Here is a 13,399-nt window from a genome sequence, read left to right as displayed (position 1 = left end):
CCTGTTGCCGCTAAGCGCATTTTGGGAGGGATCAGATGATTGATCTGACCAAGCACGATTTCACGTCATTGTCGGTGAAGGATCTGCTCGATGCCCGCGAAGCCTATCATGTGCATCTGGCCCATCTGCAATCGGTCTACGCCACGGCGATCGGCCGCTATCTGATCCGGGACAGCGACCGCAACGCGACCGAACGGCGGCACCATTCCAAGCCGCAGGCGCTCGGACCGCGCACGCTGTTCAATTCGTCGGTCAAGGACTGGTCATGGCCCTGCATTCTCGTCTTCGTGCGGGATTGGATGAAGCGCTCGGATTTGAAGAACCATCCGGAGAAGCAGGACCAGCTGGTGCCGCCGTTCCTGTATCTGCCGGACGGGCGCGTCGTGCCGACCTGCGTCGTCAAGGTCGATCCGAACGAGGGCAGCCCCGGCGTCGTCGATCCGCCGGTGTTCAAGAGCGATCTGGTCGGCGGCGGCTTCCCCGTCCAGACCATGATCCAGGGCAAGATCCACCGCGGCTCGATCGGTTGCCTCGTCACCAATGGCGAGACCGTGTTTGCACTCTCCAATCGCCACGTGGTCGGCGCGGCCGGGCGCGAGATCTTCGCCGGCTTCAAGAACACGGACCGCCGCCTCGGCATCAGCGATGCGCTGCAACTCGGCAAGCGCGCGTTCAGCGACGTCTATCCCGGCTGGCCCGGCGCGCGCGTGGTGGCCAATCTCGATGCCGGATTGATCCGCGTCGACGACGTCAAGGGCTGGACCGCGCAGGTCTACGGCGTCGGCCAGGTCGGCGACGTCGTCGATCTCAATGTCGGCACCTTCCGCCTCGAGATCATCAACCAGCCGCTGATCGCCTTCGGCGCCACCAGCGGATTGATGAAGGGCAAGATCATTGGCCTGTTCTATCGCTACAAGACCGTCGGCGGCATGGAATATGTCAGCGATTTCGTGATCGGCCCGCGCGACGGCGATACCCCGCTCAACAACTATCCCGGCGACTCCGGCACGGTCTGGTTTCTCGACGATCCGGACGCGAAGAAGAACGCCAGCGGCGCGCGCATCCTCAGTCCCCTGGCGCTGGAATGGGGTGGCCAGGAATTGTTCGGATCAGGCGGCAAGGTCCCGATGCAGGTTGCGCTCGGCATCTGTATGGCGACGCTGTGCCGCGAGCTCGATGTCGAATTGATCGGCGACTGGAACGCCGGCCACACCGAGTATTGGGGCGAATGGGGACACGTCAAGATCGGCGCCTACGCCACCGGCTTGATCGATGCGAAGTTGCCCAAGCTCTCCGCCATGATGGACGCCAATTCCGACAATATCGGCCTCGACGACAAGCTGCTGGCCAATCTCAAGCCGTATCAGCGCGGCGCATTCGCGCCGCTGGCCGACGTCGCCGACCTGGTCTGGCGCTTCACCCGGCACACCGACGAGAGCAACCATTTCGCCGACATGGATAGACCGGGCAAGGATGGCAAGACGCTGCTGGATCTTTGCGCCGAGTCCACGCGCAACGTCGATCCAAAGGTCTGGAACGACTATTACGAAGGGATCGGCGAGGACCGCCGCGGCGCGTTGCCGTTCCGGATCTGGCAGATCTTCGACGAAATGGTCGAATACGCCGCTGCCAACAAGAAGCTGGAATTCGTCTGCGCCGCGGGGATCGTCGCGCACTACATCGGCGATGCCTGCCAGCCGCTGCACATCTCGCAATTTCACCATGGCCTCGACCCGAACGACAAGAAGCACGCCAAGGTGCACAGCGTGTACGAGACCACGATGATCGGGCGCCACGGCAAGGACCTCATCAAGATGATCCCCGAAGCGCGGACCAGCGACGTCGCGGAGATCGCTGCGGGCGCCACGCCGACCGGACGCGACGCTGCGGTCGCCGTGGTCGCGCTGATGCAGCGAACCGTGAAGCGGCTGCCGCCGATGACGATCGTCGACCTGTTCAACTCGCACATGGGAAGTGGCCAGGTCGACGTGATGTGGTCGAAGCTGAAGGATGCGACGGCGGCCTGCATGCAGGACGGCGCCAAGACGCTCGCGAGAGTTTGGGAAGCGGCCTGGCGCGCCGGCGCAGGTGAAGATCGCGGGCAAGGCGGCAAGTTCGACCAGGGCAGCTTGAGCAAGCTCTACAACGATCCGAGCTTCCTGCCGGCATATCCGCTCCAGCAGCTCACGCTCGATGCCGACGACCACATCGTTCCGGTCGGGGGAAGCGGCGCGCGGCGCCGGAGTGCGTCGACGGCGCGGCGCGCGAGCCCGCAGGCCGCAAAGAAAGCAGCGAAGAAGACAGCTAAGAATTCGGCCAGGAAGGCGGTCAGGAAGGCGGGGTCGCGCAAGCGTCCACCGGCAGCCGCTCCGGTCCGCCGCGCAGCCGCCAGCAAGAAGACAGCGACCAAGCGCGGCGCGGCCAGGAAGCGGTCGGTTGCAAAGACGCGCAAGCGCTAGCTTTTTGAATCAGGCTGAACCGGCCTCGCGGCAAACTGCTGCATCTCTCCCGCTTGCGGGAAAGGAGACGCGGCGGAATTTTCAAGAATTTATTGCAGACGACAGCGCGCGCTTGAGCGCGGCGGTGAAGAAGCGGCAAGGTCGAACAGGGAACCTGTGTCGATCGGCAATCACATTTAGTTGTCTGCACGAACGATCCTTGGCCGCATTTATTTTCCACGTTGAAGCAATCGCCGCGCGGAACCCGCCTGCGCGGATCAAATTGAACTCCAATCGAATGAAGGCATTGGGCATGCAGACGCAGCGGATTGTCCTGAGATTAGCGATCGCGATCGGCGGCCTTGGCACGGCCGCGCCTGCGCTATCGCAGGAGTATCGTGGCACCTGGGAACAGCAGATGGCTTGCACGCCTGACGTGATGCGGCTGTGCAGCGATCAGATTCCCGACACCAACCGGATTGTCGCCTGCCTGCGGCAGAATACGGCGCTGCTTGGCAGTTCTTGCCGGGCGGTGTTCGAGTCCAATGCGCAACAGCAGGCCCAAACGCAGGGGCGCGCGCCCCAGCCGCAGACGATGCAGCGGCCGCACGTGCAACAGCAGATGCGTCCAGGCTCCGTTGCGCCACCGCGGCCGGCGCCTGGCGACGACGAAGACTAATCTCTAGGAACCGACGTCTGCCTGAGACCTGACCTCGCAGACATCGACCCATTCTGCGGCGGTGAGTTCCGCCATCCGGTCGGGCGTGATGCGCACCGCGCTGTGGGTCGAGCCTGCGGCCGGCACCACGATGTCGAATGCCTTCAGCGACACATCGCAAAAGACCGGCAGCGGCGTCTTCAGTCCGAACGGACAGACGCCGCCAACCTCGTGGCCGGTGATATCGGCGACCTCGTCGAGGCCGAGCATCTTCGGCTTGCCGCCGAACGCGGCCTTCACCTTCTTGTTGTCCATCCGGGACGTTCCGGCCGTGACGATCAGCACCACACGGTCACCGACCCGCAGGCTCAGTGTCTTGGCGATCCGCGCCGGCTCGACGCCATAGGCCTCCGCCGCCAGCGCGACGGTCGCAGAGCTCACAGCGGATTCGATCACGGAGATTTCGGGCGCCTTCTCGGCGAAGAAGGCGCGGACGGAGGCGAGGCTCATACTGTTCAGGACCTTGCTAGTCAGGATCTGGCAGACACCAGGGCAGGAAGTTCAGACAGGCCGTGGATCCGATGATCGGGCACCACGCCGAGCTCGTCCATCTGGGTACGCAACGCCCAAAACATCGTCAATGGGGCAACTGTCTCGCTTTCGACGCAGGCCAGCGCCATCGCCTCCGGCGTCACCCGTTCGATCCATGCGACATTGAGTCCAAACGCCTTGGCGCCGCAGGCGTCCCACGGATTGGACGAGATGAACAGCACCTCCGCAGGCGGCACGTTCAGCACCTCCTCGATCAGCGTGTAGGCTTCCGGTGCCGGCTTGAACACCTTGTGGGCGTCGACGCTGATGGTCGCATCGAGCAGGCGATCGAGGCCGGAATTGCGCACCAGCGCATTCAGCATGCCAGGGCTGCCGTTGGAGAGGATCGCGAGCTTCTTGTCCTTCATCGCCTCGAGCGCAGCGACGGCATCCGGATACAGCGCAAGATGCTGGTACTTGTCGATGATGCGCCCGAAGGTCGCCTCGTCATATTGCAGGCCGAGGCAGCGCAGCGTGTAGGCGAGGGAATCGCGGGTCACGGTCGCAAAATCCTGGTAGCGCCGCATCAGCGTGCGCAGCCAGGAGTATTCGAGCTGCTTGATGCGCCAGATCTGCGTGATGATGTCGCCATAGCCGGGGAACGCGTCCTCGGTGATTTCGGCGACCGACTGAACGTCGTAGAGCGTGCCGTAGGCGTCGAAGACGATTGCTTTGATGCTCATTGAGTTTTCTCTTGCCCGCCAATGGTCGCATACAAGAATTTCCTGAGAGCGTCGATGGACTGATCGCGGACCTGCTCGTTGAATTCGAGGTGATGACCGAGCAGCTGCCCCGGTATGCGATATTGCGGCTCGTCAAAATCGTGATGGGCGCCGGGATAGACGATCAGTTCGATCGGATAGCCAAGGCCCTGCTGCCGGGAGATGCCGTCATCGTCGCGGCCCTGCGCCAGGTTCCGGCACTCTTGCGCGGACGTCCAGTCGTCGAGTTCGCCGACCATGATCAGGGTCGGCACGGTCATGTCGCCCTTGATGCCGAGGCAGCGTGGATAGAAGGCGACGGCGGCGCGGAATTTTTCTGTTGCGTTGACCTCGATTGCGCCGCGCTCGACCGAGAGCAATGCGAGCCATCCGCCCTGTGAAAAGCCGACCACGGCAATGCGTCTGGGATCGACCAGGGATTGCCGGGTCAGGAAGCTCAGCGCGCGATAGGCGTCGTGAACCGTTGCGGCCGGAACATCGCCGGTGCAGGTATTGCTGATGCCGCGTGGGCCGAACCGGTCTACCGTGAGCGTGACATAGCCCCAGGCCGCGAGCCGCTTGCCCCAGCGCTCGTCGAGTTCCCGCCACTGCCCGCTGCAGCCGTGGAGCAACACCACGGCGGGCAGGGGACCCGGTCGCTCCGGCCGCCGCAACAGGCCTTGCAGCGGTTGCGCGCTCGCAAGCGGGCTCTCGAACTCGACGAAGGCGGCCGGCTGCTCGGCGGCGGCGGCGCAGCCCGGCACTGCGCTTGCGATCGCGAGCGCGGCGAGGAAAGCGGCAAGTCCGGTGAAGTTCGCCATGAACCACCTCCGAAGCTTGCCGCCGACAATACTCCCTTAAATCCCCAAAATCTTGCGCGCGTTGGCCTTCAGGACCTTGGGGCGGATCTCCTCGCGGATGTCGAGCTTGGCGAAATCTGCGAGCCAGCGGTCCGGCGTGATGACCGGCCAGTCGGAGCCGAACAGCATCTTGTCCTGCAGGATCGAGTTGATGTAGCGCACCAGGATCGGCGGGAAATATTTCGGCGACCAGCCGGACAGGTCGATGTAGACGTTCGGCTTGTGGGTCGCGACCGACAGGGCCTCTTCCTGCCAGGGGAAGGAGGGATGCGCGAGGATGATCTTGAGGTCGGGAAAATCGGCCGCGACGTCGTCCATGTACATCGGGTTGGAATATTTCAGCCGCATCCCCATGCCGCCCGGCATGCCCGAGCCGACGCCGGTCTGGCCGGTGTGGAACAGCGCAATCGCACCGCCGTCATTGATCGCCTCATAGAGCGGATAGGCCATGCGGTCGTTGGCGTAGAAGCCCTGCATGGTCGGATGGAATTTGAAGCCGCGGACGCCATAGTCCTCGATCAGCCTGCGTGCCTCGCGGACGCCGAGCTTGCCCTTGTGCGGATCGATCGAGACGAACGGGATCAGCACGTCGAGATGGTCGGACGCGATCTCCAGCATTTCTTCGTTCTTGTAGCGGCGGAAACCGGTCTCGCGTTCGGCGTCGACCGGAAAGATCACCGCGGCGATGTTCTTGGCGCGGTAGTAGGCCGCAGTCTCCGGCACGGTCGGCGGATGCTTGTGCGGCGACCTGAAATAGTCAGCCATCTGCGCCTGGAAATCGTCATAGCCGTCGTCGCCATGCATGCCGCACGGCTCCTCGGCATGGGTGTGGATGTCGATCGCGGTGACCTTTTCGATGTCGGGCAGTTTGAGCTTGGGCATTCGGCTTCCCCGGCGGCGTGTTTGTTGGTGATGGAAAATAATTATATGATATAACAATTTTCGCAAGCGGTCTGAGTTGATGGAAGGCGCGGTGGCGGCGCGAACCCGGTTCGGGCACGAAGTCGTCCCTGGGTGCGGGGTGCATCCGGCGCGTGAGCCCGCTTCGCCGGCCAAGAAGCCACCGTTAGAGCGCTGCGACCGGACGGGGCGATGGCGCGGATATCGCGGCGGTCGTCCGTTTCTGATGTGATCTCAATAACGTGACGGGGATGGCCAACGTCGGTTCCAGGCCGGGATATGGCCGAAAATCGGCCCATCTCGGTTGACATTTAACGGTCCGATGGCTTAGAACCCGGCCGTCCCGCGCGGTAGGCCGCTTGTCGGGATAATCCCATTTCGCCAACTATTGGCTTTTTGCCGACGATTGGCATTGATCAGGTACGGCCTCCAACGCGGGCCTTTCGAAGTAACAGGATTGTCCCATGAAGGTCCGTAACTCGCTGAAGTCGCTGCGCGGCCGCCATCGCAACAACCGTCTGGTCCGCCGCAAGGGCCGGGTCTACGTGATCAACAAGGTCCAGCGCCGCTTCAAGGCGCGCCAGGGTTGATCCGGCGCGGGTCGGCCGATTGCGCCGATCCCAACACATCATTTCACAGGTCTTTGACGCCGTGCTGCTTTGCAGCGCGGCTTTGTGCGTCTAGACTTCGGTCATGGGATTCAACCTCCTTCGGCCCACCAACCGCCGGCTGGCGATCCTGATCGCAGCCCTTCTGGCCGTGCCCGTCGCGGCCGCCGCCCAGGACGATCCGCACGTGGTCCCGCCGCCGAAGGCGCAGAAGAAACTGCCGGAAGCCCCGACCAAGCTACCGAAGGTTCCGGCCGACCGCACCCGCGGGCTGGATTTCCTGTTCGGCGCGCTGAAGGCCGCGCCTGATGAGGACAGCGCCCGCCATGTCGAGGCGCGGATATGGGCGCTATGGCTGCAAACCCCGAGCGATACCGCGGCGCTTTTGATGGTGCGCGCCAAGGCCGCGCTCGACGCCCAGAATGTCGATGTCGCCCTGAAGCTTCTGGACGCGGTGATCAAGCTCCGGCCCGACTATGTCGAGGCCTGGAACCGGCGCGCGACCATCTACTACCTCAAGAACGACTACGTCCGTTCGCTTGGAGATCTGCAGCAGGTGTTGACCCGCGAGCCCCGCCATTTCGGCGCGCTGGCGGGTGTCGGCATGATCATGCAGGACATGGGCGACGACAAGCGCGCGCTGGACGCCTTCCGCAAGGCGCTGGCGGTCGATCCCTACCTCGAGAAGGTGCCGCAGATCGTCAAGCAGCTGACCGAGAAGGTCGAAGGCCGCGACATCTGATTGCCTTGAACTGAATGCGTGCGATGGATCGCGATCGCGGGCCAATGGCCGCGATGGGCACGTCGCTCGCGAACCTGATGCTTGCTCGCGACACGGTCCGGCGCAGGAGACTAGTGCAGTAACTTGCCGCGTGACGCGCTGTCCTGGGCGACAGCGGCATAGAATTGCTGAAGCTCCGCCTCCAGGTGCTCATTCACCAGCAACAATGCCTTCAGGGCGCCGCGCAGGTCGCCATTGCAACTCGCCACGATCTGATCGATGGCCGCATCGCTAGGGTCGGAAATCATGGTACTCCTCCGATTACTTCCCGTTGAACACGTCGTGCGGACGCAGGTTCCTGTGGATTCAGTGTACAAGCCAAGAGACATCCCGAGCCCGTCGCGGTTTCGATGAAGCCTCGCCTCTGATGGCGAAATTGCCACGGGCAATCTATGGAATTACTAATGACGCAGGGATAAACCCGCTATCCACAGGCTGGGGGCATTGTGGACAACTCCGCGCTCCGCCGCGGGCCGGAAATCGACAATTGGCTTTCCGAACAAGAGCATGCCCGGGCAGGGGGCAAATCGACGCGAAACCAAGCGTTGGCTTCGTCGTAATGTTCAGGTGCCCAACACACTTCAGTTACCCAAGACCCTTCGGATACCCTCGATGTTGACCGCAATCATTGCGCTGGCGGCCACAGGGCTGTGGCTGGCTCTGGTGACGCAAATCGGCGTCATCTTCATTCAGGGAGCCTTTCCGCCTCGGGGCCGCATGGTCGATGTGACCGGCGCGCGGCTACATGTGGTCGAGCTCGGCCCGCGCGATGCCGCGGAGCCGCCGGTCGTGATGCTGCACGGCGCAAGCTCCAATCTGCGGGCGATGCAGCCGCTCGGCGAGCGCATTGCGAAAACGCGCCGGGTGATCCTGATCGACCGCCCGGGCCATGGCTGGAGCACGCGCGAGCGCGCTGAGGATTCGACGCCGGCGATTCAGGGCCGGATGATCGCCGAGGCGCTCGCCAGGCTCGGTATCATCAGGGCGACCGTGGTGGCGCATTCCTGGGCCGGCGCGCTCGCGCTGCGCATTGCGCTGGATCATCCGGAGCGCGTCGCCGGTCTCGTGCTGCTCGCTCCCGTCGCCTATCCATGGCGCGGCGGTGCCGGCCGCTACAACGATGTGATCTCGACGCCGCTGATCGGGCCCTTGCTGGCGCACACCATCACGTTGCCGCTTGGCTATCTCGTCACGCCATCAGGCGCGCGCGGCGTGTTCGCACCGCAGCCGATGCCGGACGATTTCGTCCGCGACAGCGAGACGTTGCTCCTGCTGCGGCCGCGCGAGTTCATCGCCAATGCGCGCGACCTCGTCACCGCTGAAGGCCGCCATGGTCGAGCAGGCGCCGCGCTATGCGGAGATCACGGCGCCGCTGTCGATCATTGCGGGCGACGTCGACGCAACGGTCACGACCCGCATCCATTCGCGGCCGCTTGCCGCCACGGCGCCGAACGCCAAGCTCATCGTGCTGCCGGGTGTCGGCCACATGGTGCAATACGCGGCGCCCGATCTCGTGGTGTCCGAGATCGAGGCGATGGCCGGCCGGATGGTCCAACCGGCAGCAACAGCGGACAAGATTGCGCCCGCGAATCTGTGATCCGGTGAGGCTTGCGCGGTTGCAGCCTGCCGAACATCATGCGGCTGCGCGGCCAGACAGATCTTACCCAAAGGACAAGCCCCATGCGGATCGACAACATCGCCGACCTCATCGCCGAAACCCTTGCCCAAGCCGGGGTGAAGCGCATCTACGGTGTCGTCGGCGACAGTCTCAATGGCTTGACCGAGGCCCTGCGCAAGCGCGGCACGATCGATTGGCTGCATGTCCGCCACGAGGAGGTCGCGGCGTTCGCTGCGGCGGCCGAATCCCAGATCACGGGAGACCTTGCGGTGTGCGCGGGCTCCTGCGGCCCGGGCAATCTGCATCTCATCAACGGCCTGTTCGACGCGCATCGCAGCCGCACGCCGGTGCTGGCGATCGCGGCACAGATTCCGTCGGCCGAGATCGGCGGCGGCTATTTCCAGGAGACCCATCCGCAGGACCTGTTCCGCGAATGCAGCCATTATTGCGAGCTGGTGTCGGATCCGGCGCAGCTGCCTTACATGCTGGAGAACGCGATCCGCGCCGCGGTCGGCAAGCGCGGCGTGGCGGTGCTGGTGCTGCCCGGCGATGTCGCGATGCGACCGGCGCCGAAGCGCGACATCGCGCCGAACGCCGGCCTGCTGCCGCCCGCGCCGGTGGTGCGCCCGGCCGACGCCGAATTGAATGCGCTGGCCGCGCTGCTCAATGGCGCGAAGCGCGTCACGCTGTTCTGCGGCCGCGGCTGCGCCGGCGCGCATGACGTCCTGCTCAAGCTCGCCGAGACGCTGAAGAGTCCGATCGTGCATGCGCTCGGCGGCAAGGAATATGTCGAATACGACAATCCCTACGACGTCGGCGTGACCGGTTTCATCGGCTTCTCCTCCGGCTATGCCGCGATGCATGGCTGCGACGTGTTGCTGATGCTGGGCACCGACTTTCCCTACAAGCAGTTCTTCCCGACCGGCATCAGCATCGCCCAGGTCGATCTGCGCCCGGAAAATCTCGGCCGCCGCTGCAAGCTCGATCTCGGCATCGTCGGCGACGTCGGCGAGACCATCGCCGCGCTATTGCCGAAGCTCAACCTGAAGAGCGAGCGCAAATTCCTCGACGCCAGCCTTGGGCACTACAAGGACGCGCGCGCCGGGCTCGACGATCTCGCCCGCGGCAAGCCGGGCCAGAAGCCGATCCATCCGCAATATCTGGCGCGGCTGCTCAGCGAGCAAGCCAGCGAGGATGCGGTGTTCACCGCCGACGTCGGCACGCCGACGATCTGGGCTGCGCGCTATCTGAAGATGAATGGCCGCCGCCGGCTGGTCGGCTCCTGGGTGCACGGCTCGATGGCCAACGCGATGGCGCATGCGATCGGCGCGCAGGCGGCACAGCCGGGGCGTCAGGTGGTGTCGATGTCCGGCGACGGCGGCTTTGCCATGCTGATGGGCGATTTGATCACGCTGACCCAGGCGAAGTTGCCGGTGAAGGTCGTGATCTTCAACAACAGCGTGCTTGGCTTCGTCGCGCTGGAGATGAAGGCCGCCGGCTTCATCGAGACCGGGGTCGACCTGAAGAATCCGGATTTCGCGGCGATGGCCCGCGCCATGGGCATTCACGGCGTCAGGGTGGAGGATCCTGGCGAGCTCGAGGGCGCGATCCGCGACGTGTTCACGCATGACGGCCCGGCGGTGCTCGACGTCGTGACCGCGACGCAGGAATTGTCGATGCCGCCGACCATTACGCTGGAGCAGGTCAAGGGCTTCAGCCTATGGGTGCTGCGCGCCGTGATGAGCGGGCGCGGCGACGAGGTGGTCGATCTCGCCAAAACCAATCTGTTGCCGCGCTGATCGCGGCGGCGGCGCAAATCGAAAAGCCAGAAGGGGATGGCGATTCGAGGAAACGCATCCCCTTCCAGCTCCGCCCTGGCATTGGCGCAGGGCGGACGACGTCCGATACCGCCGATTACTTCTGCTTGCCGTCCTTGTCGAATGACGACACGTAGGCCCACAGATTGTTGGCCTCGGTCTCGTTCTTGATGCCGGCGAAGGCCATCTTGGTGCCGGGGATCTTGGCCTTCGGGTCCTTGATGTATTCGAGGAAGGTTTCCTTGTTCCAGGTGATGCCGGAATTCTTGTTGGCATCGGAATAATTGTAGTCCGGCGCGGTGCCGGAGTGGCGGCCGTCGAGGCCGTTGAGCTCGGGGCCGACCTTGTTCTTGGCGCCTTCGCCGATCGCGTGGCAGGCGAGGCATTTGTTGAACGAGGTCTTGCCGGCAGCGGCATCCTGCGCCAGCGCGGAGGATGCGGTGGCCAGCGATGTGACGACCGCCAGCGCGCTCAAGGTCTTTAGGTTCATGGGGTTCTCTTCGTTTCGTCCCGGGGGGTAGTGATCGTTTGTGGCATGTCCGGCTTGGACAGGACAAGCCACGAAACTTTGACAGGTTTCATGACCGCCCGCTTGTCCGAGAGAGAACTCGTCCTTGCGGGGCGGGGCAATGGGACCTTCGGCCGGGCGCCCGAAACAAGGCGACTGAAACAGGTGCAGACGTGTTTGATTTGTCGTAACAAATCGGCAAAGGGCAAAAGCCCGTCCGAGGGAACATCGATGTCCATCATGATGCCGGCGGCCGATCAGGCTGTACTTGCGCGCCGCGCCGAGATCGTGGCCGCCTTGCGCGCAATCGTCCCCGGTGAGGGCGTGATCGACAGCGCCGCCGAGATGCTGGCCTATGAATCCGACGGCCTTACCGCCTATCGGCAGCCGCCGATGGTCGTGGTGCTGCCCGATACCACCGAGCAGGTCGCAAAGGTCCTCAAATATTGCCAGGCGCAGGGCATCAAGGTGGTACCGCGCGGTTCCGGCACCTCGCTGTCCGGCGGCGCGTTGCCGCTCGCCGACGGCGTCTTGCTTGGGCTCGGCAAGTTCAAGCGGATTCGCGAGATCGACTTCGACAACCGCGTCGTCGTCACCGAGCCTGGCGTCACCAACCTTGCGATCAGCCAGGCGGTTGCTCATGCCGGCTTCTATTACGCGCCGGATCCGTCGTCGCAGATCGCCTGCTCGATCGGCGGCAATGTCGCGGAGAATTCCGGCGGCGTGCACTGCCTGAAATACGGCATGACCACCAACAACGTGCTGGGCTGCGAGATCGTGCTGATGTCGGGCGAGATCCTGCGCATCGGCGGCAAGTCGGCCGAGAATGCCGGCTACGATCTGATGGGGATCATCACCGGCTCGGAGGGGCTGCTCGGCGTCATCACCGAGATCACGGTGCGCATTTTGCAGAAGCCGGAGACGGCGCGCGCGCTGATGGTCGGTTTCGCCGAGGTCGAGGCGGCCGGCGAATGCGTGGCCGCCATCATCGGCGCCGGCATCATCCCGGGGGGCATGGAGATGATGGACAAGCCGGCGATCCACGCCGCGGAAGCCTTCGTCCATGCCGGCTATCCGCTCGATGTCGAGGCGCTGCTGATCATCGAGCTCGACGGACCCCAGGTCGAGGTCGACGAGCTGATCAAGCGGGTCGAGGCGATCGCGCAGGGCTGCGGCTCGACGTCCTGCCAGATATCGACCTCAGAAGCCGAACGCAATCTGTTCTGGGCCGGCCGCAAGGCGGCATTCCCGGCGGTCGGGCGCATCTCGCCGGACTATCTCTGCATGGACGGCACCATCCCCCGTGGCGCGCTGCCGAAGGCGCTGGCGCGGATTCGCGAGCTCTCGGAGAAATACGGCCTCGGCGTCGCCAACGTGTTCCACGCCGGTGATGGCAATCTGCACCCCCTGATCCTCTACGATGCCAACAAGCCGGGCGAGATCGAGAAGGCCGAGGCGTTCGGCGCCGACATCCTGCGCTGCTGCGTCGAGCTCGGCGGCGTGCTCACCGGCGAGCACGGCGTCGGTATCGAGAAGCGCGATTTGATGCCGGAAATGTTCACCGAGATCGACCTCAACCAGCAGCAGCGCCTGAAATGTGCGTTCGATGCCGCGGGCCTGCTCAACCCCGGCAAGGTGTTTCCCACCCTGCACCGCTGCGCCGAGCTCGGCCGCGTCCATGTCCACGCCGGCAAGCTGGCGTTTCCGGATATCCCGCGGTTCTAAAGCATGATCCGGAAAAGTGCGAAGCGGTTTTCCGAAAAGATCATGCTCAGTCAAAGAGCTCAAAGCGCGATGACGCTTCAACCTAATCACATCGCGCGTTAGGGCGATCGGTACATTTCGATCGATCGCGCTAGCCGGCCGATAACCTTAACCGATGCTTGCCGCGACGGCCGTGGCAAGCCGTTACGATGCCG

12 protein-coding genes and 1 pseudogene are annotated in these 13,399 nt (G+C 64.1%); 7 read left to right on the top strand and 6 right to left on the bottom strand.

Annotated features, from left to right (window positions below; all coding sequences use genetic code 11):
- The first annotated feature begins 35 nt into the window (after positions 1–35).
- Positions 36–2,459 carry a Nal1-like putative serine protease gene (locus ACVISU_RS14880; protein WP_456707419.1) on the top strand — a complete coding sequence of 808 codons (2,424 nt, stop codon included), beginning with the start codon at positions 36–38 and terminating at the stop codon, positions 2,457–2,459.
- Positions 2,460–2,658: 199 nt separating this feature from the next.
- Positions 2,659–3,117, top strand: a complete 459-nt coding sequence (locus ACVISU_RS14875; protein WP_456707418.1) for a hypothetical protein — start codon at positions 2,659–2,661, stop codon at positions 3,115–3,117.
- A 3-nt stretch (positions 3,118–3,120) separates the two neighbouring features.
- Here the strand turns inward: ACVISU_RS14875 and ACVISU_RS14870 are convergent, their stop codons facing one another.
- From ACVISU_RS14870 to ACVISU_RS14855, 4 genes are read right to left on the bottom strand one after another with little or no spacing between them, the layout of a single operon-like run.
- On the bottom strand, positions 3,121–3,606 hold the full coding sequence (locus ACVISU_RS14870) for a YbaK/EbsC family protein (RefSeq protein WP_050403717.1): 486 nt from the start codon (positions 3,604–3,606) through the stop codon (positions 3,121–3,123).
- A gap of 20 nt (positions 3,607–3,626) precedes the next feature.
- Complete coding sequence (locus tag ACVISU_RS14865) at positions 3,627–4,370, bottom strand: haloacid dehalogenase type II (RefSeq protein WP_050403716.1); 744 nt, start codon at positions 4,368–4,370, stop codon at positions 3,627–3,629.
- Positions 4,367–5,209: a dienelactone hydrolase family protein gene (locus ACVISU_RS14860; RefSeq protein WP_456707417.1), complete on the bottom strand. Its 843-nt coding sequence runs from the start codon at positions 5,207–5,209 to the stop codon at positions 4,367–4,369. The genes ACVISU_RS14865 and ACVISU_RS14860 overlap by 4 nt, the downstream gene beginning before the upstream one ends.
- A 36-nt stretch (positions 5,210–5,245) precedes the next feature.
- On the bottom strand, positions 5,246–6,130 hold the full coding sequence (locus tag ACVISU_RS14855; protein ID WP_456707416.1) for an amidohydrolase family protein: 885 nt from the start codon (positions 6,128–6,130) through the stop codon (positions 5,246–5,248).
- A 482-nt stretch (positions 6,131–6,612) separates the two neighbouring features.
- Between ACVISU_RS14855 and ykgO the strand changes: the two genes are divergently transcribed.
- Complete coding sequence (ykgO, locus tag ACVISU_RS14850) at positions 6,613–6,738, top strand: type B 50S ribosomal protein L36 (protein WP_002718645.1); 126 nt, start codon at positions 6,613–6,615, stop codon at positions 6,736–6,738.
- A gap of 103 nt (positions 6,739–6,841) precedes the next feature.
- Positions 6,842–7,498: a tetratricopeptide repeat protein gene (locus ACVISU_RS14845; protein ID WP_050403713.1), complete on the top strand. Its 657-nt coding sequence runs from the start codon at positions 6,842–6,844 to the stop codon at positions 7,496–7,498.
- Positions 7,499–7,608: 110 nt separating this feature from the next.
- Here the strand turns inward: ACVISU_RS14845 and ACVISU_RS14840 are convergent, their stop codons facing one another.
- Positions 7,609–7,785: a hypothetical protein gene (locus tag ACVISU_RS14840; protein WP_172803524.1), complete on the bottom strand. Its 177-nt coding sequence runs from the start codon at positions 7,783–7,785 to the stop codon at positions 7,609–7,611.
- Positions 7,786–8,149: 364 nt separating this feature from the next.
- Here ACVISU_RS14840 and ACVISU_RS14835 point away from each other — a divergent pair.
- Together ACVISU_RS14835 and poxB are read left to right on the top strand one after the other, a co-directional pair.
- Positions 8,150–9,134 (top strand): annotated as a pseudogene (locus ACVISU_RS14835) (alpha/beta fold hydrolase).
- Between the two features lie 83 nt (positions 9,135–9,217).
- Complete coding sequence (poxB, locus tag ACVISU_RS14830) at positions 9,218–10,954, top strand: ubiquinone-dependent pyruvate dehydrogenase (RefSeq protein ID WP_456707415.1); 1,737 nt, start codon at positions 9,218–9,220, stop codon at positions 10,952–10,954.
- Between the two features lie 115 nt (positions 10,955–11,069).
- On the opposite strand, the gene cycA is transcribed toward poxB, so the two are convergent.
- Positions 11,070–11,462 carry a cytochrome c-550 CycA gene (cycA, locus tag ACVISU_RS14825; RefSeq protein WP_050403710.1) on the bottom strand — a complete coding sequence of 131 codons (393 nt, stop codon included), beginning with the start codon at positions 11,460–11,462 and terminating at the stop codon, positions 11,070–11,072.
- Between the two features lie 249 nt (positions 11,463–11,711).
- Here cycA and ACVISU_RS14820 point away from each other — a divergent pair, with 249 nt between their 5' ends.
- Positions 11,712–13,205, top strand: a complete 1,494-nt coding sequence (locus ACVISU_RS14820) for an FAD-linked oxidase C-terminal domain-containing protein (RefSeq protein ID WP_456707414.1) — start codon at positions 11,712–11,714, stop codon at positions 13,203–13,205.
- Positions 13,206–13,399: the final 194 nt, after the last annotated feature.

Source organism: Bradyrhizobium sp. USDA 4452 (genome assembly GCF_054063575.1).
This window is presented reverse-complemented; position numbering and strand designations above follow the sequence as displayed.

What these genes read in the sequence shown, in the direction of transcription:
- ACVISU_RS14880 (WP_456707419.1), top strand. Translation starts at nt 36, where the DNA reads ATGATTGATCTGACCAAGCACGATTTCACGTCATTGTCGGTGAAGGAT.
- ACVISU_RS14840 (WP_172803524.1), bottom strand. Translation starts at nt 7,785, where the DNA reads ATGATTTCCGACCCTAGCGATGCGGCCATCGATCAGATCGTGGCGAGT.
- cycA (WP_050403710.1), bottom strand. Translation starts at nt 11,462, where the DNA reads ATGAACCTAAAGACCTTGAGCGCGCTGGCGGTCGTCACATCGCTGGCC.
- poxB (WP_456707415.1), top strand. Translation starts at nt 9,218, where the DNA reads ATGCGGATCGACAACATCGCCGACCTCATCGCCGAAACCCTTGCCCAA.
- ykgO (WP_002718645.1), top strand. Translation starts at nt 6,613, where the DNA reads ATGAAGGTCCGTAACTCGCTGAAGTCGCTGCGCGGCCGCCATCGCAAC.
- ACVISU_RS14845 (WP_050403713.1), top strand. Translation starts at nt 6,842, where the DNA reads ATGGGATTCAACCTCCTTCGGCCCACCAACCGCCGGCTGGCGATCCTG.
- ACVISU_RS14870 (WP_050403717.1), bottom strand. Translation starts at nt 3,606, where the DNA reads ATGAGCCTCGCCTCCGTCCGCGCCTTCTTCGCCGAGAAGGCGCCCGAA.
- ACVISU_RS14865 (WP_050403716.1), bottom strand. Translation starts at nt 4,370, where the DNA reads ATGAGCATCAAAGCAATCGTCTTCGACGCCTACGGCACGCTCTACGAC.
- ACVISU_RS14860 (WP_456707417.1), bottom strand. Translation starts at nt 5,209, where the DNA reads ATGGCGAACTTCACCGGACTTGCCGCTTTCCTCGCCGCGCTCGCGATC.
- ACVISU_RS14820 (WP_456707414.1), top strand. Translation starts at nt 11,712, where the DNA reads ATGTCCATCATGATGCCGGCGGCCGATCAGGCTGTACTTGCGCGCCGC.
- ACVISU_RS14855 (WP_456707416.1), bottom strand. Translation starts at nt 6,130, where the DNA reads ATGCCCAAGCTCAAACTGCCCGACATCGAAAAGGTCACCGCGATCGAC.